Annotated in this window: 25 protein-coding genes; 19 read left to right on the forward strand and 6 right to left on the reverse strand. The window is 40.7% G+C overall.

Features of this window, described 5'->3' with window-relative positions:
- Positions 1-89 precede the first annotated feature (89 nt).
- From BRLA_RS04810 to BRLA_RS04835, 6 genes are all read left to right on the forward strand, one after another.
- A complete protein-coding gene (locus tag BRLA_RS04810; protein WP_003335163.1) occupies positions 90-1,010 on the forward strand; it encodes an ABC transporter ATP-binding protein in 921 nt (306 codons plus the stop codon).
- Complete coding sequence (locus tag BRLA_RS04815) at positions 1,003-1,737, forward strand: ABC transporter permease (RefSeq protein ID WP_003335162.1); 735 nt, start codon at positions 1,003-1,005, stop codon at positions 1,735-1,737. The genes BRLA_RS04810 and BRLA_RS04815 overlap by 8 nt, the downstream gene beginning before the upstream one ends.
- A 56-nt stretch (positions 1,738-1,793) precedes the next feature.
- A complete protein-coding gene (locus BRLA_RS04820) occupies positions 1,794-2,393 on the forward strand; it encodes an undecaprenyl-diphosphatase (RefSeq protein WP_003335161.1) in 600 nt (199 codons plus the stop codon).
- A 257-nt stretch (positions 2,394-2,650) separates the two neighbouring features.
- On the forward strand, positions 2,651-2,890 hold the full coding sequence (locus tag BRLA_RS04825; RefSeq protein WP_003339062.1) for a hypothetical protein: 240 nt from the start codon (positions 2,651-2,653) through the stop codon (positions 2,888-2,890).
- A 587-nt stretch (positions 2,891-3,477) separates the two neighbouring features.
- Positions 3,478-4,074 carry a hypothetical protein gene (locus BRLA_RS04830; protein WP_003335158.1) on the forward strand — a complete coding sequence of 199 codons (597 nt, stop codon included), beginning with the start codon at positions 3,478-3,480 and terminating at the stop codon, positions 4,072-4,074.
- A 214-nt stretch (positions 4,075-4,288) separates the two neighbouring features.
- A complete protein-coding gene (locus BRLA_RS04835) occupies positions 4,289-5,119 on the forward strand; it encodes an aldo/keto reductase (RefSeq protein ID WP_003335157.1) in 831 nt (276 codons plus the stop codon).
- 116 nt (positions 5,120-5,235) lie between these two features.
- Here BRLA_RS04835 and BRLA_RS04840 read toward each other — a convergent pair whose 3' ends face one another.
- Positions 5,236-6,690: an NADP-dependent glyceraldehyde-3-phosphate dehydrogenase gene (locus BRLA_RS04840; protein WP_003335156.1), complete on the reverse strand. Its 1,455-nt coding sequence runs from the start codon at positions 6,688-6,690 to the stop codon at positions 5,236-5,238.
- Positions 6,691-6,893: 203 nt separating this feature from the next.
- On the opposite strand from BRLA_RS04840, the gene BRLA_RS04845 reads away from it, so the two are divergent.
- Positions 6,894-7,373 carry a MarR family winged helix-turn-helix transcriptional regulator gene (locus BRLA_RS04845; RefSeq protein WP_003335155.1) on the forward strand — a complete coding sequence of 160 codons (480 nt, stop codon included), beginning with the start codon at positions 6,894-6,896 and terminating at the stop codon, positions 7,371-7,373.
- Positions 7,374-7,557: 184 nt separating this feature from the next.
- On the opposite strand, the gene BRLA_RS04850 is transcribed toward BRLA_RS04845, so the two are convergent.
- Positions 7,558-7,812 carry a YciI family protein gene (locus BRLA_RS04850; RefSeq protein WP_003335153.1) on the reverse strand — a complete coding sequence of 85 codons (255 nt, stop codon included), beginning with the start codon at positions 7,810-7,812 and terminating at the stop codon, positions 7,558-7,560.
- A 215-nt stretch (positions 7,813-8,027) separates the two neighbouring features.
- Between BRLA_RS04850 and BRLA_RS04855 the strand changes: the two genes are divergently transcribed.
- From BRLA_RS04855 to BRLA_RS04870, 4 genes are all read left to right on the forward strand, one after another.
- A complete protein-coding gene (locus BRLA_RS04855) occupies positions 8,028-9,347 on the forward strand; it encodes a helix-turn-helix domain-containing protein (RefSeq protein ID WP_003335152.1) in 1,320 nt (439 codons plus the stop codon).
- Entirely contained in the window at positions 9,344-9,565 is a 222-nt protein-coding gene (locus tag BRLA_RS04860) for a hypothetical protein (protein ID WP_003335151.1), read from the forward strand. Before BRLA_RS04855 ends, BRLA_RS04860 begins: the two co-directional genes overlap by 4 nt.
- Before the next feature lie 177 nt (positions 9,566-9,742).
- Complete coding sequence (locus BRLA_RS04865; RefSeq protein ID WP_003339057.1) at positions 9,743-9,946, forward strand: aspartyl-phosphate phosphatase Spo0E family protein; 204 nt, start codon at positions 9,743-9,745, stop codon at positions 9,944-9,946.
- A 132-nt stretch (positions 9,947-10,078) separates the two neighbouring features.
- On the forward strand, positions 10,079-10,840 hold the full coding sequence (locus BRLA_RS04870) for a hypothetical protein (protein WP_003335148.1): 762 nt from the start codon (positions 10,079-10,081) through the stop codon (positions 10,838-10,840).
- Between the two features lie 53 nt (positions 10,841-10,893).
- Here BRLA_RS04870 and BRLA_RS04875 read toward each other — a convergent pair whose 3' ends face one another.
- Positions 10,894-11,277 (reverse strand): hypothetical protein, encoded by a 384-nt coding sequence (locus BRLA_RS04875; RefSeq protein ID WP_003339056.1) that lies wholly within the window; start codon positions 11,275-11,277, stop codon positions 10,894-10,896.
- A gap of 155 nt (positions 11,278-11,432) precedes the next feature.
- Here BRLA_RS04875 and BRLA_RS04880 point away from each other — a divergent pair, with 155 nt between their 5' ends.
- Entirely contained in the window at positions 11,433-12,374 is a 942-nt protein-coding gene (locus BRLA_RS04880) for an alpha/beta fold hydrolase (protein ID WP_003335146.1), read from the forward strand.
- A gap of 94 nt (positions 12,375-12,468) precedes the next feature.
- Here BRLA_RS04880 and BRLA_RS04885 read toward each other — a convergent pair whose 3' ends face one another.
- Positions 12,469-13,425, reverse strand: coding sequence for a DMT family transporter (locus tag BRLA_RS04885; RefSeq protein ID WP_003335145.1), 957 nt, complete (start codon positions 13,423-13,425; stop codon positions 12,469-12,471).
- Between the two features lie 143 nt (positions 13,426-13,568).
- On the opposite strand from BRLA_RS04885, the gene BRLA_RS04890 reads away from it, so the two are divergent.
- From BRLA_RS04890 to BRLA_RS04900, 3 genes are all read left to right on the forward strand, one after another.
- Positions 13,569-14,435, forward strand: a complete 867-nt coding sequence (locus BRLA_RS04890; protein WP_003335144.1) for a LysR family transcriptional regulator — start codon at positions 13,569-13,571, stop codon at positions 14,433-14,435.
- 887 nt (positions 14,436-15,322) lie between these two features.
- Positions 15,323-16,768, forward strand: a complete 1,446-nt coding sequence (gene cls, locus BRLA_RS04895; protein WP_003335143.1) for a cardiolipin synthase — start codon at positions 15,323-15,325, stop codon at positions 16,766-16,768.
- A 105-nt stretch (positions 16,769-16,873) separates the two neighbouring features.
- The gene (locus tag BRLA_RS04900; RefSeq protein WP_003335141.1) at positions 16,874-17,410 is read left to right on the forward strand and encodes a hypothetical protein; all 537 of its coding nucleotides are present in this window, start codon (positions 16,874-16,876) and stop codon (positions 17,408-17,410) included.
- 87 nt (positions 17,411-17,497) lie between these two features.
- On the opposite strand, the gene BRLA_RS04905 is transcribed toward BRLA_RS04900, so the two are convergent.
- The gene (locus BRLA_RS04905; protein WP_003335140.1) at positions 17,498-18,607 is read right to left on the reverse strand and encodes an acyltransferase; all 1,110 of its coding nucleotides are present in this window, start codon (positions 18,605-18,607) and stop codon (positions 17,498-17,500) included.
- 312 nt (positions 18,608-18,919) lie between these two features.
- On the opposite strand from BRLA_RS04905, the gene BRLA_RS04910 reads away from it, so the two are divergent.
- Entirely contained in the window at positions 18,920-19,939 is a 1,020-nt protein-coding gene (locus tag BRLA_RS04910; protein ID WP_003335139.1) for a 2-oxoacid:acceptor oxidoreductase family protein, read from the forward strand.
- A 17-nt stretch (positions 19,940-19,956) separates the two neighbouring features.
- A complete protein-coding gene (locus BRLA_RS04915) occupies positions 19,957-22,251 on the forward strand; it encodes a thiamine pyrophosphate-dependent enzyme (protein WP_003335138.1) in 2,295 nt (764 codons plus the stop codon).
- Positions 22,252-22,706: 455 nt separating this feature from the next.
- Here BRLA_RS04915 and BRLA_RS04920 read toward each other — a convergent pair whose 3' ends face one another.
- A complete protein-coding gene (locus BRLA_RS04920) occupies positions 22,707-23,288 on the reverse strand; it encodes a biotin transporter BioY (RefSeq protein WP_003335137.1) in 582 nt (193 codons plus the stop codon).
- Positions 23,289-23,528: 240 nt separating this feature from the next.
- Here BRLA_RS04920 and BRLA_RS04925 point away from each other — a divergent pair, with 240 nt between their 5' ends.
- Both BRLA_RS04925 and BRLA_RS04930 read left to right on the forward strand, forming a co-directional pair.
- Positions 23,529-24,500, forward strand: coding sequence for a nucleoside hydrolase (locus BRLA_RS04925; RefSeq protein WP_003335136.1), 972 nt, complete (start codon positions 23,529-23,531; stop codon positions 24,498-24,500).
- A gap of 3 nt (positions 24,501-24,503) precedes the next feature.
- Complete coding sequence (locus tag BRLA_RS04930) at positions 24,504-25,451, forward strand: nucleoside hydrolase (RefSeq protein WP_003335135.1); 948 nt, start codon at positions 24,504-24,506, stop codon at positions 25,449-25,451.
- Positions 25,452-25,492: the final 41 nt, after the last annotated feature.

The raw sequence follows: 25,492 nt of genomic DNA on the forward strand, positions 1-25,492 counted from the left end.
TTAAGAACGAATTAAGAGGCAATTAAATTCGTCTGCTTATCATGAAACTATGAATGCTAGTGATAATCGTTTAATAGCAGGGGGACAACATGAGTGTAATCATTAAAACCACGGATGTAACAAAGGCATATGGTACGCAGATCGTTGTAAATAACCTTGAGATGAATGTAGGGCAGGGACAGATTTATGGTTTTCTCGGTCAGAATGGTGCAGGAAAGACGACTACCATTCGTATGCTGTTAGGCTTAATAAAACCCACTCGGGGGACGATTGAAATATTCGGGGAGAATTTACTGAAAAAAAAGAAAGAGATTTTAAGAAGAATAGGTTCTATTGTGGAGTCCTCAGGATTCTATGAAAACTTAACAGCTAGAGAAAATCTGTTTATTAATGCAAAGCTCATGGGTGTTCATAAGAAAAATGCAATAGAGGAAGCCTTAGAGATCGTTGGACTTCAACATGAGACGAAAAAGCTGGTCGGTAAATATTCATTGGGAATGAAGCAACGTTTAGGGATTGCTAGAGCCATTCTGCATCATCCTGAGCTGTTACTATTAGACGAACCAACCAATGGTTTAGACCCGATTGGCATTAAAGAGATACGAAGACTGATTAAATCTCTAGCCCAAGAAAGAAATATAACGATTTTGATTTCTAGTCATATTTTATCAGAAGTAGAACAACTGGCAGATCAGATCGGAATTATTCATGAGGGGAGACTGCTTGAGGAAATCTCCTTTGAAGAGCTTAGAGTTAGAAATCGGAAATACCTTGAGTTCCAGGTATCTAACGATAATAAAGCAGCTATGCTGATGGAGGACCAGCTTCAAATATCTGATTACCGGGTGCACGAAGACGGAATTATCAGGGTGTATTCACACTTTGGCCAACAGGGGAAGATGAACAGATTGTTTGTAGAGAATGGAATTGAAGTAAGTAAGATAACGATGAGCGAAGATAAGCTAGAGGATTACTTCACGAAGTTAATTGGAGGTGGGACTATTGGGTAATTTGCTTTATGTTGAACTTCTAAAGCTTAAGAGAGCGAAAATGTTTTTTGTCAGCATGATAGGAGCGGCTTCAGCTCCGATTATGGTATTTATCGGATTTTTAAATATGAAAATGAAAAATCCTCATGCATCTGTTGAATTTCAAGAAGCCTTTTACAATACGAATTTGTATACACTTTTACTCATAGGAACACTTCTGTATGGAGTGATTACTGCTTACCTTTTTAATCGGGAGTATGTGGAAGATACATTAAAAAACCTGCTAACCATCCCCGTATCGAGAACTAGCTTTATTCTAAGCAAATTAGTTTTACTGTTGATTTGGATTTTACTATTAACAATAATGACTTGGGGACTGACTTTGATTTTAGGATGTATTGGACAGTTTGAAGGTTTAAGTACCGCTTTATTAATACAATCCTTTTCCCAATATATCATGGGTGGATTTCTACTGTTTCTGTTGTCAACGCCAACTATGCTTGTAACCTTTCTGTTTAAAAATTATGTTCCTACCATTATATTTACTGCCGTTATCACGATGGCAAACGTCGCACTTGCAAATTCAGAATATCGGGTATTGTTTCCTTATTCAGCGGTACATGCAGTGGCTATTAATCGGTTTGTTGCTGAATATGCTCCCGTATACTCCTATTTATCTATTTTGCTTACATCGATTCTTGGATTCATTATAACCACGGTGTATGTTAACAAGGTGGATGTTCATTGATTATCGTCTCTCTTGTTGTGCTATTATTGCTATTTTATATAGGGGGAATGTCAAAAATGAGCGTTTCTGAGTTAAACATTGATGTTTTTCGAGCCATTAATGATGTAGGGAAACAGTATGCTGTTTTAAATCCGGGTGTGGTTTTTATTGCAGAATATATGGTGTATTTTTTAGGATTGGGTTTACTCGTCTATTGGTTTACTCGCAATCACAGAAATCGAATGATGGTCATTCAAGCGATGATTACCTTCATCATTGCCGAAATACTTGGAAAATTAGCGGGACTGTTCTATTCGCATTACCAGCCATTTGCGGTACTTCAGGATGTCAATCAGCTCGTTGAACATGCGATCGATAATTCGTTTCCAAGTGATCATTCGATTTTGTTCTTTTCCATCTGTGCTTCTTTTTGGCTTATGCGTAAAAAAGAAGGCTGGCTATGGCTTGTCCTCGCTGTATTTGTAGGACTCTCTCGTGTTTGGGTAGGTGTTCATTATCCAGTTGATGTCATAACAGGGGCATTATTAGGCATCGTCTCGGCCTTGTTTGTGTATTGGGCTGTACCAAGGCTTGCTTTTATACAACGGCTACTTGCACTTTATGAAAAGATAGAACAACAATTCTTACCGGCCAAAAACAAATCCAAGAATTTTTAAGCAAAAACCGCGGAGCTAATCCTGCGGTTTTTTTATGGGAATGGAGACAGTTTACTGAAAATTATGTCGCTTTGTCGAATAATGGCACAATTTGTCATACGTTTCAACATTTTCAATTGATATATTCTTGGCGGAACATTCTTTAGAATAAAAAGATAAAATAGAAAATATCTTATTTATCACAGGAAGTATTGTGTAGCATGTATGTAGAAATTAACGGAATGCGAAACTCACAAGACAGAATGGAGGATTTCAAGATGGCACTCGTATGGGCAGATGAACCTACAGATGGGAATAAAACTTCCCAGAAATCAAAAGAGCATGAAAAAAGAGAGGTCCCTTCCGCCGACCAAAGCCAAGGAACATCTCTTCGTTTTAAACAAAAAACGCTCTCTTATCTTAGTGTAAGGGACAGACAAGCTCCAAAGCAACAGAGTAGCACGGAATTTCCTAAAAAAGGTAAAGATGTTGTGGGAAGTATGTGGGCATATTTTTAAACAAATAAAGAGCATGAGGTAAGTCTACATCTAAATGCTACATGGTGATCCTAGTTGCTACAAGGCAAGACAAGCCTGAAAAGATAAAACACGAAAATTCATACAATGGATGTATGTGATAAAACCGGTACAGGTCAGGTTGTTGTCCGAAAGCAACGGTAACAATTTAATAGGGAGTAGTGGCCGCCTAGCATTGCCTGGACAAAACGGACATCTATTAAAAACCATTGTGCCAGTTCCCGCAAATTTGTTCATTGTTTCCTAATCAATCTTTATTTACAAAACCATCACGAATGATCCCTCTTCATTGGGGTCATTTTTTTATGGAAGGATGATTCGATTGTCTTCCAATCATCCTGTTGCTGTCATTAGAGAATATATCTTTCAGATTCAAAGGGGTTTTTTGGTGGTAAATCAAATAAATGGAATCGGAAATCCGGAAAACTAGAAAATGCTTTATTACATAATCAGGAAGGCAGTTTTTGGATGGTTACACATTACAGGCTAATAATGTTAAAATAGAAGGCATGTTTCATTCAGCAGCTTTCTTTATAGAAGTTGCAGTCCAAAGAAAGGTGATGAGGAAGATGAAAAAAATGAAGGGGACCCTGCTTGTCCTACTAGCATGTGCTATGCTTACAGCTTGCTCCAATAACTCAGGAGAAAAAGCTCAACCTACTAAAGTAAACCCAGAAGGGGCACCAGCACCGGCACCAGCGGAAACAAAAGCTAATAATGATTTTAAAGGGGAGCCAATAAAGGACAGTAAAGGCTTACCTGAACCTAGTCAAATTAACGTATATAAATACGGTAACAAAAAGACTTTAAAATCTACGGATGCGGATTTCAAAAAAATTGTTGAATTGACGAACAAACGTGTAGGTATCGTGGGAGAAATCGTTCCTACCCAGGAAACAGAGCTAAGCATTGAGAAAGCAACCAAATTAGGTCTAGCGATTGAATATGTATATGATAAGCCAGTAGAGCATGAAATTGTGGCCAAAGAAAAACAAGGCGACAAGAAAGTAAATACTACGGTTAAGGTTACTTCTAAGAGCGATATCTTTGTCTTCTCTGGAAACGATAGTGACAGAATGTACTATAGCGAAGATGGTAAAACCTATACCGACAAACCTATTCGTCTAACGGAGACAACAGAATTAACCAAACTAATTTCTAAATAATAGATACGTTTTGACGAATAAAACAACTTGCAAGAACCCGTTTACATGATAAATGGGTTCTTTTTTTGCTATGCAATTATGCTAAACACGTTTCGATGTATGAAAATATAGAAGGTAACACACACAATAGGTGATAAATGGATTCTCTACATGCTACAATGAAACTGTTGCTGTTACATACAGCACTTTTAAAAAGCTGAGGAGGGGAACAGCAGTGATAAAACATCTCGCAGATTGTACAGTACTCCAAAATGGAGTGAAAATGCCTTGGATTGGTCTTGGTGTATGGAGAGTAGATGATGGAGCTCAGGTTGTTCACGCAGTGAAAACAGCAATTCAGCACGGATATAGAAGTATTGATACTGCTATGATCTACAAGAATGAAGAAGGGGTTGGCCAAGCAATTGCTGAAGCTGGAGTTCCCCGTGAAGAATTATTTATAACTACTAAGGTATGGAATAGCGATCAGGGCTACGATACGACGCTAGCTGCTTTTGATGAAAGCTTGAAAAAGCTTGGCCTGGACTATCTTGACTTGTATTTAATCCATTGGCCGGGTACAGACAAATATGCAGATACATGGAAGGCATTGGAGAAGCTATACAAGGATGGAAAGGTACGGGCAATAGGTGTCTGCAATTTCCACAAGCATCATTTGGAAGAATTGATGAAAACGGCAGAAGTGAAGCCGATGGTCAACCAGATCGAATTGCATCCGCTCCTGAGCCAGAAGGAACTGCTTACATATTGCAAACAGAACAACATTCAGGTCGAAGCTTGGAGCCCATTGATGCAAGGAAATTTAGATCATCCTGTTTTGGCTAAATTGGCACAAAAATACGAAAAAACACCAGCTCAGATCGTGCTTCGCTGGCATTTGCAAAATGGTGTTGTTATTATTCCAAAGTCGGTTAAAGAGCATCGTATTATGGAGAATGCAGCTTTGTTTGACTTTGCATTGTCAGATGAAGATATGGGCAGAATCAATGATCTGAATCAAAATCAACGTTTTGGTCCCAACCCAGATGAATTCTTTTTAGTCTGATGGAATTAATATCAAGTAAGTAAAAAACGCCTCTTATGATGAGCATGTCTCATCAAAAAGAGGCGTTTTTTTTGTATGCGTCTAATGAAAACTAGATTGTAAAAACGCAGCGGATATTATTGTAAGTTCAAGACCGTAACTTTATCACGTGTCATGGATTGCAGGCTTTTTGGGACACCCTGTACACCTACACCAGAACCTTTTACTCCAATGAATGGGAAGTGGTCTGGACCGCGTTCTGTACGTCCATTAATTTGCACCGAGCCTGTTTCTAGCTTTTTCGCCAGATGGAATGCTTTGTTAATATCATTCGTAAAGACACTTGCTTGAAGTCCAAACTCGGATTTGTTTGCAATCTCAATCGCTTCTTCTGCGTCTTTAATTCGGATGATTGGCAGAACAGGACCGAATGGCTCTTCCCAGGCTACACGCATATCAAGCGTTACGTCTGCTAGCAGGGTTGGATGAATCAAATTGCCCTCACGCTTGTTGCCAGTCAAAACTTTAGCACCTTTTTCGATCGCGTCGTCAATGAGACCTTGAATGTAATCAGCAGATTTCGTGTCGATTACAGGCACGACAGTTGCTTTGTCTTCCGGAGAACCGATCGATAGCTTTGCTACTTCTGATGCTAGCATATCCGTTAGCTGATCAGCTACTTCATCCTGAACTAGCACGCGTTTGATGGCGGTGCAGCGTTGACCGGAATAAGAGAAGGCACCCGAGATAATTTGACCCGTTGCTAATTTTAAATCAGCGTCTGGAAGCACGATAGCAGGATCTTTACCGCCAAGCTCCATCACAAGTGGTACCATTTTTGCTTTGCTTGCGATGTGATAACCAGTAGCTGTTCCGCCTGTAAAGGTAATCATGTTGATTCCTTTATGCTCAACCAAATAATCACCAATCACAGAGCCGCGTCCGGTTACTACGTTTACAATGTTTTTCGGAATTCCTGCTTTGTGTAGGGCTTCAATCATTTTGATACCACTCAAAGCTCCTTGTGTTGCAGGCTTGAAGATTACTGCATTACCCATCATCAATGCTGGTGCAATTTTAGCTGAAGACAGGTTAACCGGGTAGTTGAATGGCGAAATAGCCAAAACGACACCAAGTGGAACACGTTCAACAATAGCGATTTTTTGTTTTGAACCACCAGGAAAGTTTTCACCACTCATGCTTTCGTTGTACATATGAATAGCTTCTTCAATGTTGTAGCGAATGAGATCCGCAGAGCGTTCCACTTCCTTCTGGGCATCAGCAAAGGTTTTACCCACCTCTTGCATCATGATATCAGCAATTTCGTCCTTCATAGCCAAAAGCTCGTCAATCCATCTATAGAGATAGGTAGCACGTTCACGAATGCTTAATTCAGCCCAAGCTTTTTGTGCTTCAGCCGCTAACTTGATGGCTTCGTCTACTTCTTCGCGAGTGATAGCTTGTACCTCGCCAACGACTCCGTCTTTATACGGGGAATATATTTTAACAGTTTCGTTAGAGGAGCTGTTTCTCCACTCACCGTTGATATAGTAAGGTAATTGCATATGTGCAGGTGCTGCTTTTGTAGTCATAGTCTGTACCCTCCATGATGTATTGAATATTTTGGTACGTTGATACCAAAAATGTGTTAATGTACAAATTGAACCACTTTAGTAACGCGGTCAATTGTCTGTTAATGAATTGACACGTTCATTATATTTGACATAAGATTAATTTGTCAAAAACTAAATTGTGTACAATTGAATTGGAAGTGTAAAAAGAGGGGAGACAAATCATGAATAACAAGAAAATGCTAGCGCTAGATCAACAGCTATGTTTTTCGATTTATGCCTGTTCTCGTGAGATTTGTCGGTTGTATCGCCCGCATTTAGAAGAAATGGGACTTACCTATCCACAATATTTAGTGCTTTTAATTTTATGGGACGAGCATTCCTGTACGGTGAAGCAGCTAGGGCAGCTCCTTTATTTGGATTCAGGTACGTTGACACCGATGCTAAAAAGACTGGAAGCTATGGAGCTAGTGAAAAGGGAGCGCTCTACCACTGATGAGCGAACCGTCAATATTACAATTACAGAGAAGGGGAAACAGCTTCAAAGCAGAGCGAATGGGATTAAAAATGCCCTAGTGGAAAGTACGGCGATCTCTATGGAGGAATTTGGACCGTTACTAGAGCAGATGCAAGCGATGCTAGAACGTATCCATGAATTAAATAAAAACAAAACCTACTGCTGTATTGAGGCTGACAAAGAGTAAGCGGCAGGAAAACAAGATTGCCAAAAAAGCTAGATGACCTTTAAAAAGATGTAAGCGGTCTAAAAGTAACCCGTGAATAAATAAAAGAATCCCGATTTACATGTATATTTGTTTTTTTGTTACCTATGGACATACACAAAAACCGCTCAAACGACTGCTGAGCGGTTTTTCTTTGTAGCTTTTCCTATATATTCCATTGATGCAATTCCAGACGGCGTACACCTTCTACTACATAAGGATCAGATTCAGCTATTTGTGTAGCCTCCTCTAACGTATCAGCAATATAGATTACCATTCCGCCTGAACCATCGGCAAAAGGCCCTTTCGCGAAGATTTTGCCTTCTGCTTTTAGCTTTTCGAGATATTCAAGATGATGAGGGCGAAATTCTTGATTTTTCTCTGGATTTTTCATATGTAAAATTGCAGCGAAGTGAGCCATTTTGAAATCTCCTTTAGCTAACAGGTTTTCTTTTTATTGTATCAAAATTCAGCAGGGTTTGCGATGTTAATGGCTTCATTTTTATATTTACAAAGAAAGCTTTGAAACAGGTTTGATGCATCAAAAAAGGTAGCAAAACCATGTAAAATATTGTAAAATTAAGGCTAGGTTAGTAGATTTATGTTGGAGGAAAAGAGAGCTGGGGGGGATGAACAGTGTTTCGTTCCGAACTGGAATGGACGCGTGAGGAATTACGCGATACGATCCGCAAGCATATGAAACAAAAAAGATTGACGCAAGCGGAAACAGCCCAGCTGATTTCCATTGAAAGAAGCGGATTTACCAAGGCCATTAATGGTAACCATTCGTTTACGCTGGAGAGCTTAGATAAATTGACCGTAGTGTTTGAATTGGAAGAAGGGGCTTTTTATCATCTGTTTTTTGGAGAGTGCATCGAACAGCGGCTCAAAAGTGTCCATTTGGTATTTATTAAGGACAAATACGAAAAGTTTCTAAGGCGTTGCCTAGAGGTTGGGAAGTATGATATAGCGTTTCAGCTATTGGAAATGCTGTTGGAGCAGGATAATAAAAAGCTCGATGTGATTTATACGATTGCGGATTCTATTTTTGAACAAGCAGAGTTAAAATATCCTGGAGTTCCCACTTATAAGGAATCAGAGTATCAGCAAGCTCTTTTTCTCTATAATTATTATGTAAACAATGAGGCTGACTATCATTCGGAGCAATTAGCCATTTGCTATTTTCGAATCTTTTATATTATGCGCTTTGATGTAAAAGAATCTTATGAAAAATTAGTAATGCTACTATCTGTCATTAATCGATTGCCGCTACAGGAAAAAATCAAAGCCTATGATCGAGTAATGATGTATTTTTATATTGCTAGCGATTGGGAAAAGGTATTGCATTATGCCGATATCTTAGAGAAGCTGGCAAAAGGTCAGAATATTGACATTTATAATCACTGTCTGATGATTAAAAGCTTTGCCCTAAAGGAAACAGAGGACTATCAGGAGGCTATGCGTCTAACCGATCTGTATTCTAAGTATAAACCGTTTCAGAATGTCGGATACGGGAATCGTATGATGATCGAAATTACCTCAGGTGATTTGGACAACCTTCTGACCTATGTAAGCTGGCTATCTCAGCAGGATCAGCGAGAATCAGGTCTGTCGATTGTCATCAGGAAGCTATTAGATGCTAATCGAGCACTGTTAGCCCGTCATATTTTTGAGATGTTTGCCAAGCGTTTAGCCCCTGAGGAAAATATATTAATTAACAAATATCGTTTTAATCTTTTTCAGGTTGCCTCTCAAATGTATTTCGAACTAGCTTTGTATAAAGAGGGAATCGATCAATTGTTAAAAGCAATAAATAAAGCACTCTCTCTTCAGAAGCAACAAGAACTAGGGGAGTTGCTTTATATGTTTGAAACACATAGAATTCATGCAACTCAAGAACAACAGCGTCTCTATTGGAATTTGTTAAAAGAATGGAAGGAGGGTGAATTCGCATGAAAAAAGTGTTAATCGTTATTGGATTAGTAATGGCGTTTACAGCCCCAACAGCGGCACTAGCAGACAATGGCGCTAAACCGATTGATTACAGCAGCGGTACAGGACTTGGAAACAACGATAAAGAGAAAGATAACAACTGTACTGAGAATAGCACTGAAAAAGATAATCATGGCACAGATCAGGGTAGAATTTGTGATAACGGAGCTAGACCAAAATAGAAAAATGGAAAGTAGGTGTTGCTGTCGCTCATGACATTGGGTGGCAGCTCTTTTTCTTCTATTTTAAGAAAAAGTGATAAAAAAATGGAAAACACCTGTAACTTATCACGTTACTTTATCATTATATAAAATTTTAAATTGCTGGAGAAAGGTTTGTGAGATAAGGTGAGCGGAATATTGAAGCATGCCCCTCCCATCAAAGACATGGTCATCACATTGCAACAACAACTGGTTGTTCTAGTTCAAGAGAAAGGTAGTTTTTCTCATCCAACGGTTGTGGCTTTAAGCAAGGAACTGGATGAATACGTGCTCCAACTACAAAGTCAACGCTTTCAGCAGTATAAGAAGAGTAGACAAATGGAAGAGAGAGAGCACTGTTGATCCTGTCCATGAAAAAATCAAAGCTGACATATCGTATATTTTTGCTGATAATTCCACATTCCTAACTAAGAACCCAGATGATGGGATTGTTTTAAAGACCATTACTGATTCTTAGAGAGGATGTTTTTGTTTATGCTATATAAAGCTTCCTGGGGTTTGATATTTACTGCTACTGCGTTCCTTTTTAGCACAAGCTCTGCTGATGCAACACAAGAAATGCTACCATCTAGTACGATTTATTTTGTAGCTGCCCCTGTCCCCCTTCCTACTGAGATCATGCATCGAAATCACTTCATAGATAACTCTGCGCTGCAATCCCTATTACACCTATCTAGAGAGCAATTGCTTACTGAATTAAACAAAGGAAAAAGTTTGGCTGACATAGCTAATAGTCGCGGTGTCGATAAAGCAAAGGTGATCCAACTACTTAAAATGCAACACATGGCCAAGCTCGATGAAGCAGTAAAGAATGGCCGCATGACGAAGGAACGTGCTGAGAAAGTAAAAGAACATGCTACGAAAAGAGCGACTCGCCTTGTAGAAGGTACCTTTCGTGATGAAAAGAGAAAGCATATCAGGAGAGGAAAGCTAGCACCGTGGGAGAATCAGGAGCTTCTTACGTTGCTAAAAATGGATAGGGAGCAATTGAAATTAACTTGGATAAGCGGAAAATCTCTAAATGAGATTGCCCAAAGCCAAGGAGTTTCTACGCAGGCAGTGGCAGCTCTTTTACAAAAAGCATATATGGAGCGTATTGAGAAAGCTGTAGAGGATGGACATCTTTCTCAGGAAAAGGCAGATGAAATAAAGCTCAAGGTTAGCGGCAAGATCGAAAAGATATTGAATAAAAAATGGAAAGATAAGAATGGACTTCAGCATGAGGGAACAAAGTAACATCAAAAAGAGAGGACAATTGTCTCCTCTCTTTTTCTGCTTTATAGACAAGGCTAATGATAAGTAGAGTAGGATTTGGTTATAAGAGATGCACAGCGACAGTTGCGACATAGCGGGGGATAAGGATGCATTTTTCTTGCTGCTAGGGAGTCTAATAAGTGGTATCTACGACAATGAAGGCAGGGCTTTACACCTTTGGTAACCGTTTGTTCCCCCCAGGCTAACACTTGTGATGAAAAGGGGAGAAAATGTAATGATTGATAATGAAAAGCAGGCCCTGACGGATCGATCCAACGAACGATTTGTCCGTTTTCCCACAATGATAAATAGGAGTGGTCCTCGTAAGGCTCGATAGTAATTTGGTAGCGATTTCCCTGCCAGATTTGTGGATGGGTCTTCACAAGCGGATCATCCCAGACAAATTGAAAATGTGCCATGGCGGAGTGCTCCTTTTTCATCGTTTTGCTTTTCAGTATGGTCAAAATATTAGCCGATCATAACAGCTTATTGCCTTCACCTTATTTAATTTCGCTTACCTTAAAAACCTGATACACTAATTGGAGTGAGGCAGATACAGGAAGGAAGATCAGTTATGAGATCAAGGACCTTTACCTTTACGGATAAACAGGGCTTTACTCTTTTCGTTTATCATTGGTCTCCTGACAATCAGGAAGAAGTGAAGGGAGTCGTGCAAATTGCTCATGGCATGACAGAAACAGCCCAACGATATGAACGTTTTGCTAGATTTTTAACAGATGCAGGCTATATGGTGTATGCAAATGATCATCGCGGACATGGTAAAACAGCAGGTAGTATCGAGAAATTGGGCTATGTGGGACACGATGGATTTGTATGGATGGTCAATAATATGGCTCAGCTTAGTCAGATCATTCATGATGAACAACCGAATCAGCCCTTGTTTTTGTTTGCTCATAGTATGGGTTCATTCTTAGGTCAAAAATATATGTATGAATTTTCACAGTTGATAGACGGAATTATTTTATCAGGCAGTAATGGCAGTCGCGGAGTAGAATTACTTGTGGGATTAGGGGTTACCCATCTCATTACAGCTATGCGTGGGGATCAATACCGCAGTAGATGGATCGATTCCTTAGCCTTTGGTAGCTTTAATCGTCATATTCAGTCACCGCGTACACAGTTTGATTGGCTGAGCAGAGATCCGATTGAAGTGGATAAATTTATTGACGATCCTTACTGTGGCGGGGTATCGACTACCAGCTTTTATCGGGACTTTTTTAAAATGCTACGCGAGATTCAACAAAAGCCATATCTGCAACAAATACCGAAAGACCTGCCTGTCTTTATTATTGCAGGTGATCAGGACCCAGTAGGAATGCGAGGCAAAGGAGTTCGCAAGCTTGTAGAAAGGTATGAGGAGCTACAATTACAGCAAATGTCTTATAAATTATATCAAGAAGGTAGACATGAGCTGTTAAATGACATAAATCGAAAGGAAGTCATGCAGGATTGCTTAGAATGGCTCAATAAACAGGTGGAGCGTACTCGTGGTTAAACAGTTACTAGGTTATTCCTTTTTGGTTATACACAAATCCCCTCGATTGTCTTTTGCCATATTAGCAAAGCATTCGAGGGGAAATTTTTTAGATTTATTTTACTACGGATGCGCGTGTAGGCACTAGCTCTTTTGCTTGCTTACGTTGATACATGTTGTTACATACTAAGGCTATAATGATTAGCATTGTGCCACCTACATCATAAATAGTCATGTTATAGCCTTGCATAACGGAAATGATAAATGTGGTAACAGGTACAAAGTTGATAAATAAGGTTCCGTTAATTGGTGATAACAGCTTAATTCCAGCGTTCCAACTAATCAAAGCAACCACACCAGCAACAATAATCATAAAAGCAAATTCATTGCTAGCAGCTAGGATTGAGCTCATTGTAGGCACATGTATAAAATGTAATCCGGTTAGAGATAGAACCACTACTACCGAAGTGAAGGTGCCCAGAACGCAGCTTAATGTGGAATAGCGTAAAACGGACCAGGTAGTAAAGTGATTGCCTCCAATTGTGTAGATTACCCATCCTAGCACTCCGATGAAGATAAGGAGGACAGCGAAAATACTGCTTCCACCAACTAAAAAGGCTTTTACATCTCCTTTTGTAATTACCATAAATACCCCTACTAAAGCTACTGCGATGCAACCGATCGTAAACGGTTTTGGTTTATTTGATTTATAAATCCATAGAACCAACACAGACAGCATTGGCATCAATGCTTCCATGACGGAGGCCAGAATGACCCCTGAGGTCCCTAATTGATTTTGTCCCCAAAATACTAATAGATTGTAGCCGGTGAAAGCCATTGTCCCAAAAAACCACAAGGACCATCCACGACCTTCCAAACGTAAGGCTTTTAAACCCTCTTTCCAGACTAATAAACCAAGTAAAATGAGGGAAACAACAGAATAGCGAATAACAGAGAAATAAAATGGATCAATAAATTCAAATGCACTTTCTGCAACTGGAAACATAGCCCCCCAAGCTACACTTGCTACTAAGCAAAGGAAGGCTCCCCTCATGATGTTGTCTGTCTTCATTTTCTCTCTCTACCTTTCTCTCTCTAAAAAATCTTACGTTGAACATCATATGTCGAAAACACTATCATGTAAAATGATTGAAATTGATATTAGCTATCACTATAATTGATATCAAATGTAAGGTGTAGAAAGAGGAAGAGAGAATGGAAATAAGCGATCTGCGTATTTTTCAAATAGTAGCCGAGGAAGGTAGTGTGAGCCAGGCCGCCAAACGCTTAAATTATGTTCAATCAAACGTTACGGCTCGGATTCAGCAGCTAGAAAAGGAACTAGGAACATCGCTGTTTCATCGACACCGTCGAGGCGTGACGATAAATGAAGACGGGCGTAAGCTGCTAGGCTATACCCAAAAAATGCTGGCGTTAATGGAAGAAATGCAGCAGTCCTTTCAAACCAGCGAGGACCCATCTGGACCATTGCTGATTGGCTCGGTTGAAACCGTTTCGGCGCTGCCTATCATCTTGTCGTCTTATCACAAAAAGTTCCCGCGGGTCGATTTATCTTTAGTGTCAGGAGTTACACAGCATCTAGTAAGTGATGTACTACAATATCAGTTAGACGGGGCTTTTGTAAGTGGACCTATACAGCATCCAGATATTGTACAGGAGCATGTCATGGAGGAAGAGCTTGTGTTAGTGGCTGGAAAAGGCATTCTTACATTAGAGGAATGTAAAAGCAGGCCGCTCCTCGTATTCCGATCAGGCTGCGGGTATCGGGCGAGATTGACTCAGTGGTTATCAACACAAGGGATCACGCCTACCAAAATAATGGAATTTGGCACGTTGGAAACGATCTTAGCAGTAGTAGAGTCAGGGCTTGGCGTTTCACTTGTACCAAAATCAACGGTGTTGCGATTACATTCGGAAGGAAACATCCGTCATTTTACATTACCTGAGGGATATAATCAGGTAACAACAGTATTCATCCGCAGAAAAGACTCCTTTCTGACAAATACCATGCGCTGTTTTTTACAGCAAATTGATCAGTTTCATGAACAACATCGGGCATAAATCTCCCAAATCTCCCTGCATAAAAAAAAATAACGTATGGCGAACGTTATTTGTGAGAAGAAATGCAAAATTTTATTTTGACAGAATTGCAACCTATGGCAAATTATATAAGGAAATCAGATAAAAACAATAAAAAAACGTAATAATTAAGAATAGCTTTATGTTATTAAGGTTATTTTAAGGTTTAAACCACAATTTGATATTTCTAGTAGAAATTTGATTTTTTCCATATATAAACGGATGCATGTTCATTCATCTAGCTAATAAATCTATGCTTTCGACTAGGCCTATTTTCGTTGGTAAGAAGCACAGTTGAAAGATAACTGGGTAGAAATAAATTTAGGCCTTTGACTCAGCATATCTGTCTGTATCGAAGCTCATACCTTTTGCATTGTATGTTAGTGGGGATATTGTTTAAGCTTTGGAAGTGTCTAGGAGATTATTATTTTCTCGACCGTTCCCCAAAACTACAAGTAGAGGTGATCAAGTTATGTCATCATGTCACAGACGAAGAAGACGCAGACGCAGATGTGTCAGTAACAGAGATGTTCGTAGAGCGAGAAGAAATATCCGTCGCGCAAAACGTTTCCTAAGACGCGCTCTTCGCGACTTGAGAAGAAGACGTAGAAGACACAGAAGACATCATAGACACCATAGACATCACCGTAAACACCATAGACATCACCGTAGACATCATAGACACCACAGAAGAAGACGTCGTTGTAAAATTGTCTGCTAGAAGGTTGTGAGAGGCGCTCATGAATGGGCGCTTCTTTTTTCCATACATGCTGGAAAAGGAAGGACATGATAAAATAGAAATCATACATAAACCCTTATATGAGGTAGAACATAAAGGAATGTAAGAGTCAGCGGGGTGTTAACTATACATGGGGCCCATCAGCCAAATTTATCTCGGTTTATCTGTCATTAACATTTTCCTAGCGATGGCACTCATCTTTTTGGAGCGACGCAATGCTACGGCTACCTGGGCTTGGATTTTGGTTCTATTTTTTATTCCTGGTTTAGGCTTTTTCATATACGTGATTTTGGGGCGCAATTTAAGTGGGCGTAAATTGTATCGGATCAATCAGCGAGAAAATAAAACCCTTAATGATATGGTCAGATGGCAAAAACAGAAGCTTCAGCAGGATAAGCTTGTTTATCAGGATGCCTCGGTGGAGACTTATCGTGATTTCGTCTATATGAATGTGACTACCAATAAGACGTTACTTACCCAAGACAATGAAGTAGAGATATACACAAGCGGGAAGGAAAAGTTTGAAGCCTTATTTGCCAGCTTGGAGCAGGCGACAGATCACATTCATTTGCAGTACTATATCTTTCGTCAGGATGCGCTAGGAGGTCGATTAGTTGATCTCCTTGTAAAAAAAGCAAAACAAGGAGTAAAAGTCCGAGTATTATATGATGATATTGGCTCGCTTGGCATCAAAAAGAATTTTTTTGATGAATTAAAGCAGGCAGGGGGCGAAGTGGCGGTCTTTTTCTCTTCCCCTATCCCTTATCTTAATTTCCGTTTGAATTATCGTAATCACCGAAAAATCGCCGTTGTGGATGGTAAAATTGGCTTTGTTGGTGGTTTTAATGTAGGGAATGAGTATCTTGGCCTAGATCAAGTGCTAGGCGATTGGCGCGACACGCACCTTCGAATAGAGGGATTGGCAGTCTCGTCGTTACAAATCACTTTTTTGCTTGACTGGAATCTGGCATCAGGTCAAAACATTCTTTACACAGAGGAGCATTTTCCGAGATGGAGGGGGTCTGGACAGGTTGCCCTACAAGTAGTCACAAGTGGCCCTACTTCCAGATATCAGCGTATTCAATACAATTATTTAAAAATGATTCATTCTGCGAAAAAAAGTCTATACCTGCAAACACCGTATTTTGTACCAGATGAAAGCTTATTAAACGATTTGAAGATCGCTGTACTTTCGGGTATTGATGTAAGGATCATGATTCCGAAACGTTCAGATAATCGATTGGTTCAGTGGGCATCTTCTTCATACATAGGTGAGTTATTAGGGGCAGGAGCGCGTTGTTATCTTTATGAAAAGGGATTTTTGCATGCAAAAACAATGATGGTGGACGGCAGTTTAGCAACTGTCGGTACAGCTAACTTAGATATTCGCAGTCTCAAGCTAAACTTTGAAGTGAACGCAATTATTTATGACAGTCAAACCTCAAGAAAACTGGAGGAAATCTTTTTACAGGATATTTCTCATTGCACGGAGCTGACGCTAGAAGAATACAACAACCGTCCACGTCTACTCCGTTTTCAGGAGTCGATTGCACGGTTATTATCTCCTATTTTATAGGCTAATGTATGGACGTGTCACCTGATTAAAGGGGACACGACCTTTGCGTAAAATTGGAAAAAATAATCTGAAATTGATAAAATATAGGCATAGGAGGTGATGTTAATGGGGCGTTTCAGAATTACAGGTATGCTTGTAATGATGATGTTTTTGCTCGTTCAAGGCTGTTCAACCCCTAGTTCGACTTCCACAATGGAGCAGCAGGCCTTGGAAATCGCTATGAATTTTAAGAAGGCACAGTATGAGGTTGGGGATTTCAAGACTGAAAAAGATGTACAAAAGATGAATGTGACTGAGCTTGCAGCAATGAACGATGCGGTCAAACCCTATCTAACTGAAAAAGCCTTTGAATCGCATGTAAAGAACCGTGAACAATTGCTTAGCTATGAGGTGGCCAGAGGGAGGCAAGCTAACATCAAGCTCAAGAAGCTGACTATGGAGAAAGCCGCCGAGGAAATGGACAAAATAACCTACCATTATAACATGGAGCTGGAATTAGCTTATGCTGACGGTAAGCAGAATAAAGTCATAACAACGAATGGACAGATGGATTTGGTAAAAGAGGGCGAGCAATGGAAGATAGCTCGGGATTATGATGCAAATCCGCTGATTGAGGAATACAATGCAATTCATAATCCATGATGGTAAGAGGAAAATACAAAGATGCTTGAAATGACTCAAGGAAGTTATTTCAAGCATCTTTTTTTGTATCGAAAGCGATGTTTACATTTAGGTTGTTTGGTTGGGTGTATGTGTTACATTTGCCGCTATGCCTTTCGCTCGCCTTTTGGGAGGAACCCCGCCCAAAAGATGTATCCAAGAAAAGCGGGACAAGAGGTAGGTAATTAGCAAAGTAACTATGACCGTAATCAAATACTGATTTACAATCCCAAGGTTCCCTTTCCACATAAACTCAAGCTTATTTGTCACAGCTAATGAGGATAAATAGGAGAGCAACAAGGGATGCAACAGAAAGATCAAAAATGATTGCTCTGAAATCCAATTAAAGATAGAGTGAAGCGGATTTTTTTTCTGATAAAACAAACGTCCCATATGATAAAAAAGGAAAAAGCAAATGAAGCAGTACAAAATGATGCTAGGCTTAATAGATAGGGTATAGGTACGCGACCATATTGTATCCATCACAACCAGGCCAAATGTAAGGGCCCAAGCCAGAAGCAGCCATAAGGTTTTTCCTTTGAGCCAGTTTTCCCATTGTTCTCTGCATTGGGCTAAAAACATGCCGGCCGTGAAAAAGAAAATCCAGACTGGGATAGGAATGCTATAGGACCACCATAATTTTGGCAGGAGAAACCCAACCTTATCATGCTGCGAGAGGTAAATCAGCGATTGCATGCCTACTGTCAGGATAAAGCTAACGAAGAGCATACTGTTAGGTGAGCGATAATACCAAGAGCGCAGCCATGGATACAACAAATAAAATTGAAAGACAATTAACATGAAGTACAGATGGACATAGCCTTTTCCTTGCCATAATGATTTGAATAAATAATCGATCCACATGAAATAATTCTGATTATGAAGCAACCCACTTTGGGTATACAGCGCATAGATGATTGTCCATAAGAGGTAAGGAATAATCAGTCTTTTCATACGCTTTTTCATGGATGGTCGTTGGTGAAGCACAAGCTTGCGATCCTGATAAAAAAGAAAGAATCCCGATAAAAGCATGAACATGGGGACAGCAAAGCGTGATAATTGATTCCAAATAAAAGCGAAATCAGTTCGAGTAACAAAATGCGATGTCACATGGATGGCAATAACGCCCAGCACGCACAAGACTCGAATAAAATCGTATTCTCTTAAACGATTCTCCACAATAGTTTTCCTCTTTCATAAATGTCATACTTTTCTATTTTACATAACTTCCCTATTACAATTCAATATCTACCTAATGGAAATAGAAGCTGGAAAAGACGGATTAATTCCTAGATGTAAAAGGAAAGGAAGGATAACTTTTTTCTGTGTGATGTTTTTCACAATATTTCTTAGCAATACAACTTAAAATGACGAAAGATAGAAAGATAAAAAACAGTATTGACTAACACAATTTCTAAACCGGCATTAGATCAGGTAAGACAAGGTAATGATATAGGGATGTTACATAGGGATAATGGGAGGGTGTAAAAATTGAATGCACAAACAAGGCTGACAAAGATGAATGAGTTAGGCTTATACGAAATTCGTTTGGAATCAATCGGGGGACTAGGGGCAAATTTAGCTGGTAAAATGCTCGCAGAAGCTGGCGTTATTCATCTGGGGCTGAATGGCTCCAACTTTTCTTCCTACGGGTCAGAGAAAAAAGGGTCCCCCGTAAAAGCTTTCGTCCGTTTTGCCAATCCTGAAACAAAATTACGTGCCACTTCCCCTATCGATGAGCCGCATGTAGTGGGTGTATTTCATGAAGCAATGCTATCAACACAGAATTGTACGGCTGGCCTAGGATCAGACGGTATTCTGATCGTGAATACGACGAAAACGCCTGAAGAAATCAAAGAACGAACAGGGCTACTCGCGGGAACCATTCTATGTGTAGACGCTTTAGGGATTTCTCTGCGTGAAAAAACACGTATTAATACAGCGATGATGGGCGCCTTATGCCGAGTTGTAGATTTTCTACGTCCAGAGGCTGTCAGACAGATTATTCGTGAAACATTCGAAACCAAGTATCCTAAGCTAGTTGAGTCTAATCTACGCACATTTGATACAGGGTATGCGGAAGGGACCCTCACAACATTCGTGGCAACAAATATGGAAGAAGGAAAATCCTCTATTCAAAGAAGCAAGGGGACGGTGCTTGGCTATCTAACACAGCCGATCGGGGGCGTGATTACAAATCCAGGTAACTCGGTGTTAAAGGATCTGAGTACCTCTCGTCAAGGCTATCTACCGCATTTTAACGAAGAGACATGTATTCACTGTGCAGCCTGTGAAATGCACTGTCCCGATTTCTGTTTTGTATGGGAAGAGGGCGAAGATAAACGCGGTCGTGCCCAGCAGTTTTTACGTGGTATCGATTATCAATATTGTAAGGGCTGTATGAAGTGCGTGGAGGTTTGTCCAACTGGATCGCTTACTCGTGAACGAGAAGAAGAACAATATGCACGTGAGCATGCCGTTAAACATTCATTTGCAATGGTAAGAGCGTAAAGGGAGGAGCTAGGGACATGAGTGTAAATACAACAACGTCACCAGAACAAAAACCCACAGCCTGTGTAGCGGAGACTGTTGATTTCAGGTCGGGTAATGAAATGGCAGCGAAAGCAGCAGCTCAGATCAATTATCATGTAATGGGGTATTTTCCGATTACTCCGTCAACAGAAATTGCTGAATATCTAGATGAGATGAAAGCAAATGGAGAGCATGATATCGTCATGATACCAGCAGATGGTGAGCATGGATCGGCTGGGATTTGCTATGGAGCTTCTACGGCAGGCGGACGCGTATTCAATGCCACTTCAGCAAATGGATTATTGTATATGCTGGAGCAGTTGCCCGTTCAATCCGGTACCCGTTTCCCGATGGTCTTAAATCTAGTAACACGAGCAGTGTCAGGGCCATTGGATATACGGGGAGATCACTCTGATTTATACTATGCACTTAATACAGGCTGGCCGATTCTCTTAGCCAAGGACCCGCAAGCCGTTTATGATATGAATCTATTTGCTCTACGTGTAGCCGAGCATCAAGATGTTCGTTTACCCGTAATTGTAGCCTCGGACGGCTTTTTTACCTCACACCAGAAGCGGCGCGTGCAGTATTTTACAAATCGAGACGATGTTTCCCAGTTTGTCGGGGAAAATACGGTCTATGTTGACTCCACTGATGTGAAAAACCCGACTACCATCGGTCCATATATGAACGATCCTGATTATATCAATAACAAATACCAGCAGTCACAAGCCATGTACGAGGCGGAGCAGGTGTTCCTTGATGTGGCTAAGGAGTTTGAGGAGCTAACGGGCAGACGCTATGACTTGCTGGATGAATATAGAATGGAAGATGCAGAGGTAGCTTTGTTTTTGCTAAACTCCGCGTCTGATACCGCCCGCGATGTAGTAGATAGCTTACGGGAAAAAGGAATCAAAGCAGGTGTGGTATCTCCAAATATCATCCGTCCTTTTCCGAAAAAAGCTGTGCAGGAAGCATTGCGTCATGTAAAAGTGGTGCTAGTAGGGGAGCGGGCGGATTCCTATGGAGCACATGGCGGGAATATAAGTCATGAAATTAAAGCCGCTATGCTGGATGCTAAGGCTGATACGACTATCCTAACGCGGATTTATGGCTTGGGAGGTAAAGACTTTTATGCTTCAGATGCAGAAGCGTTCTTTACACTATGCTTACAAAAATTACAGGGAGAAAAAGTAGCTTCTTTTGACTACCATGGCATTACTCCTGGAGATGAACAAGCTCGTCCAACACGCGTGCTTGAACCATTGACGAAAGAGCAAACCAGTGGCTTTATTACAGTTACTCAAGATGAAGAGAGCGGTGACTTGAAAGTAAAAGTACCACCAATGCGCATGCTGACCAAAAAAGCGAAGCGTATCGCCCCAGGACACGGTGCCTGCCCAGGCTGTGGAATTTTTTCTGGATTAGAAATGTTCTTTAAAGGAATTGAGGGTGACATTGTCGTTCTCTTCCATACAGGCTGTGCGATGGTTGTAACGACAGGTTATCCATATTCTGCTCATAAGGTTAATTATATTCATAACCTATTCCAAAATGGTTCTGCCACACTCTCAGGTGTCGTGGAGATGTTCTGGGAACGCATACGCCGAGGGGAAATTGAGGTAGATCAGAGCAACGTAACCTTCATCATGATTTCTGGTGACGGTGGTATGGACATTGGAATGGGACCTGCAATTGGTACAGCATTACGCAATCATAAGCTAATCATCTTAGAATATGATAACGAAGGCTACATGAATACAGGATCGCAAATGTCGTACTCCACGCCAATGGGACATATGACATCTACCTCCAATCTTGGAGAAGGGCGACAAGGGAAAGCGTTCCACCATAAAGATACGGTACAAATCATGGCGGCAACCAACATTCCTTATGTTTTTACAGGAACAGAGGCTTTTCCACAGGATTTAATTAAAAAGGCGGCAAAAGCACAATGGTATGCACAGCATGTCGGTACGGTTTACGGCAAAATCTTAATTAGCTGTCCTCTCAACTGGAAAGCTCCAGAGGATAAGGGGAAATCTATCGTGGAAACGGCCGTTACTACCTGCTTCTTCCCGCTATATGAAGTAGAGAAGGGTATAACTACGATCACGTTTAATCCCGAAGAGAAAAACAAACGTGTACCAGTGACAGAATGGCTTCAATTGTTAGGGAAAACGAGACACCTGCTGCGCCCTGAGAATGAATCCTTACTCAAGGAATTTGAAACGGAGATCGAACGTCGCTGGAATATGCTGAAAGCGAAGCACGAGAGTCCTTTTTTATAAAAACCAAATTGAATTGTTTTGGAAAAAACCCATCTCTGGTTGTAGTTGAGATGGGTTTTTATACGTTTTTTTGAGAATAGAAAGATAATATAGTAGCTATTTCTTGTTCTAAATTTACATGTGTTCATTCATTTCTAATATGTACTTCGTAAGGTTTTTACAGATATTTTTTATAACCAGCAACCACTACTTCTGTAAGGTATATCCCTTTGATGTTCTCATTAATAAAATCATCATAGTCAGTTAGATCTGTAATGGGTTTCACAATATCCCTTTGGCTTTATCAGAGTTGATTAGAAGAGACACAGAAATAATCCAAAAGCACGAGGAGAATTATTTGTTTGAAAAAAATATCCAAATCATTAAAGAAAAAACAAGGCAAACTCTAAAAATATCAGGTAGCCTTGTTCTTATTCTTGCCGTTTGCTATTGCTGCTGTAATCTTTTTTCAGTAACTAATTGCTAGACACATGATCTATGGAATGATTTCCTTTTAACATCCCAATCGAAATTAAACGTTTCCGCAGAATAATACCTACGTAAGCAGCCAGCACTGCTTTAATAATCCCGCCAGCGATGAAGGGAGTAACCCCTGCGGCCATTGCACCAGCCCAGCTTAGATTCAGGACTAGCTTCAGTTGGACTACACCGAAGAGGAAGGTGACTACCATCCCAAGTAGGTTCGCAATCAATGCCATAGGGAAGGTATATTTTGTTTTTTCCAAAAGGTAGCCCATTATAAAGGCAGTAGCAATAAAGCCAAAGATAAAGCCTCCGGTAGGGCCGATCAATACTTGTGGACCACCAGAGAAGCCTGCAAACACTGGTACGCCAATTGCTCCTAGCAAGGCATAGAGTACCATAGATACAGTACCATAGCGACTTCCAAGTACTGTTGCCACTAAGCCTACAGCTAGAGTTTGGCCAGTAATGGGTACGGTTGGCAAAGGAATTGTAATCTGTGCAAATACTGCAGTAATCGCAGTAAAAATAGCAATGACCATATAAGTTCGTAAGTTTTCGTTGCGATGTTGCATGAAGCACCTCGATTCTTAATGTAAACAAATAGTATATCTGAGTTTACTAAAATTGTATCAAAAGAATATTTCGCTGTAAATAATGGGATGCGATAAAAGGAAGAGTTTGAAAATTTGAGGAAGCCAGAATGTAAGATGTCTAGCTTGGCATGGTAGGGTAGAAAATATGGTACACTTGAAAGATAATGAGGGTTTATGATCATGAAAAACTAGCTTTTTTCTAACGACAGGAGTGGGACGATGGCAGACCAAAAACGGTTGTTACTAGATGTAGATACCGGCATTGATGACGCACTTGCTATTTTATATGCGTTGCAATCGAAAGAGGCTCGTGTGGAAGGAATTATTACTGGGGCAGGACAGGTTAGCTTGGACCAAGCCACTTATAATACCTTACAGGTAATCGAAGCCGGACAAGCAGGATACGAGGTGCCTGTGATAAAAGGAGCCGGTAAGCCATTAATTCGTAAAGAGATTGTCTATGAGCAAAATGACGGTACGAATGGGCTGGGGCATGCTAATTTACCTGAGCCCAAGCAAACGGCCTTGGAAATGTCAGCTAGTGATTTTATTCTTTCGAAAGCGAAAGAATGCGAAAATGAGCTAATTATTGTCACGATGGGGCGCCTCACAAATCTAGCAAATGCGGTTGCCAAGGACCCTTCTCTTGGAAAAAGAATAAAGCAGGTGATCATTGCAGGTGGTGCAATTCGTGTAGCTGGGAATGTAACAGCGGCCGCAGAATTCAATTTCTGGGGAGATCCCGAAGCTGCCTTATTTGTGTTAGAAGCCGATTTGCCTATTACGATCATTGGCTTAGATATAACTCAGCCAACACTGATTACAGCTAGGCACCTAGATCAATTACTCCACAAAAAAACAGAACACACAGAACGCGTACTTTCCTTGATAGAAGAGATGGTACGTTTTCCATTTGAGAAATGTGAGGCTGCCGAGCAGTGCCAGCCCTCAATTGCGATGCAAGGCCCGTTAGCGGTTGGTGTGGCACTAGATAGTACCTTAATTCGTACCGAAGAGACTTTTGTTCAAGTGGAATGTAAGGGGGAGGTTTCACGCGGAGCCCTTATCGCCGATTTACGACAAACAGCGAGCGTTGGACGAAAAGTGCTTACGGGTGTAGAGGCAGACAGTGAGCGTTTCATACAGCATTGGATTACTACCTTAACGATGGATGCGAGCGGGAGGAATTAATCGATGAAATACGTTATTTTAGACGTTGATACAGGAATTGATGACGCGCTTGCGCTTGCGTATGCGATACAATCGCCTGCTTTACACGTTCTAGGCCTAACCACTAGCTTTGGAAATCACGTTGTGGATATCACGACAGAAAATACGCTAAAAGTGCTTGAGATTCTAGGAGCGACAGATATCCCTGTGGCAAAAGGAGCAGGGAAACCATTGCTACGTTCTCCTTTAAAGGCGAATGCTACGCATATACATGGAGAGGACGGTATAGGGAATACCTATTTACCCCAGCCAAAAGTTACGGCAATCGACCAGCATGCTTCTGACTTTATCATTGAGCAAGTTCGTAAATACCCGAAGCAAGTAACGCTTATTACTGTTGCTAGCCAAACCAATTTGGCCTTGGCAATTATGAAGGACCCTGAGATTGTTTCACTCGTAAAGAGAGTTGTCATTATGGGGGGAGCAGTTACAGTTCCCGGAAATGTAACCCCGGTAGCGGAAGCAAATATTTATACGGACCCAGAGGCGGCAGAGCTTGTGTTTCAATCAGGTATACCGATTACCTTAGTCGGGCTGGATGTTACTATGCAAACCCTGCTGACGAAGGAACATACACAAATGTGGAGAGAGTCGGGCACGCCAGTAGGCAAATTCTTAGCATCTTGTAGCGAATTCTATATGGATGCCTATGCTAAAATTAACCCCTACCTCGGAGGATGCGCTTTACACGATCCACTAGCAGTAGGGGTGGTTATTGATCCGTCCTTTGTTCAAGCATCGCCAATGTACGTACAGGTGGACACGGAAGGCTCGGCCTCTATCGGCAGAACCATCGGTGACAGACGAAATCCTCCAAAGCAATCGCCAAATATGGATGTATGCTTACAAGTAGATGTTAATCGCTTTGTTTCCCATTTCCTCCAGCAGGTGATAACGAAAAACAACATCTAGGAAGATAGGTCTGGAGGAAGGGTGCAAATCAAATCTTATTT

Origin of the sequence: Brevibacillus laterosporus LMG 15441, from assembly GCF_000219535.2 — a bacterium.
GTDB classification, from domain to species: domain Bacteria; phylum Bacillota; class Bacilli; order Brevibacillales; family Brevibacillaceae; genus Brevibacillus_B; species Brevibacillus_B halotolerans.

Excerpts from the sequence above, each read along its gene's own strand:
- BRLA_RS04900 (WP_003335141.1), top strand. The coding sequence starts at position 16,874 with ATGGGGCGTTTCAGAATTACAGGTATGCTTGTAATGATGATGTTTTTG.
- BRLA_RS04880 (WP_003335146.1), top strand. The coding sequence starts at position 11,433 with ATGAGATCAAGGACCTTTACCTTTACGGATAAACAGGGCTTTACTCTT.
- BRLA_RS04870 (WP_003335148.1), top strand. The coding sequence starts at position 10,079 with ATGCTATATAAAGCTTCCTGGGGTTTGATATTTACTGCTACTGCGTTC.
- BRLA_RS04920 (WP_003335137.1), bottom strand. The coding sequence starts at position 23,288 with ATGCAACATCGCAACGAAAACTTACGAACTTATATGGTCATTGCTATT.
- BRLA_RS04850 (WP_003335153.1), bottom strand. The coding sequence starts at position 7,812 with ATGGCTCACTTCGCTGCAATTTTACATATGAAAAATCCAGAGAAAAAT.
- BRLA_RS04830 (WP_003335158.1), top strand. The coding sequence starts at position 3,478 with ATGAAAAAAATGAAGGGGACCCTGCTTGTCCTACTAGCATGTGCTATG.
- BRLA_RS04930 (WP_003335135.1), top strand. The coding sequence starts at position 24,504 with ATGAAATACGTTATTTTAGACGTTGATACAGGAATTGATGACGCGCTT.
- BRLA_RS04915 (WP_003335138.1), top strand. The coding sequence starts at position 19,957 with ATGAGTGTAAATACAACAACGTCACCAGAACAAAAACCCACAGCCTGT.
- BRLA_RS04845 (WP_003335155.1), top strand. The coding sequence starts at position 6,894 with ATGAATAACAAGAAAATGCTAGCGCTAGATCAACAGCTATGTTTTTCG.
- BRLA_RS04810 (WP_003335163.1), top strand. The coding sequence starts at position 90 with ATGAGTGTAATCATTAAAACCACGGATGTAACAAAGGCATATGGTACG.
- BRLA_RS04860 (WP_003335151.1), top strand. The coding sequence starts at position 9,344 with ATGAAAAAAGTGTTAATCGTTATTGGATTAGTAATGGCGTTTACAGCC.
- BRLA_RS04875 (WP_003339056.1), bottom strand. The coding sequence starts at position 11,277 with ATGGCACATTTTCAATTTGTCTGGGATGATCCGCTTGTGAAGACCCAT.
- BRLA_RS04825 (WP_003339062.1), top strand. The coding sequence starts at position 2,651 with ATGGCACTCGTATGGGCAGATGAACCTACAGATGGGAATAAAACTTCC.
- BRLA_RS04885 (WP_003335145.1), bottom strand. The coding sequence starts at position 13,425 with ATGAAGACAGACAACATCATGAGGGGAGCCTTCCTTTGCTTAGTAGCA.
- BRLA_RS04925 (WP_003335136.1), top strand. The coding sequence starts at position 23,529 with ATGGCAGACCAAAAACGGTTGTTACTAGATGTAGATACCGGCATTGAT.
- BRLA_RS04890 (WP_003335144.1), top strand. The coding sequence starts at position 13,569 with ATGGAAATAAGCGATCTGCGTATTTTTCAAATAGTAGCCGAGGAAGGT.
- BRLA_RS04840 (WP_003335156.1), bottom strand. The coding sequence starts at position 6,690 with ATGACTACAAAAGCAGCACCTGCACATATGCAATTACCTTACTATATC.
- cls (WP_003335143.1), top strand. The coding sequence starts at position 15,323 with ATGGGGCCCATCAGCCAAATTTATCTCGGTTTATCTGTCATTAACATT.
- BRLA_RS04820 (WP_003335161.1), top strand. The coding sequence starts at position 1,794 with ATGAGCGTTTCTGAGTTAAACATTGATGTTTTTCGAGCCATTAATGAT.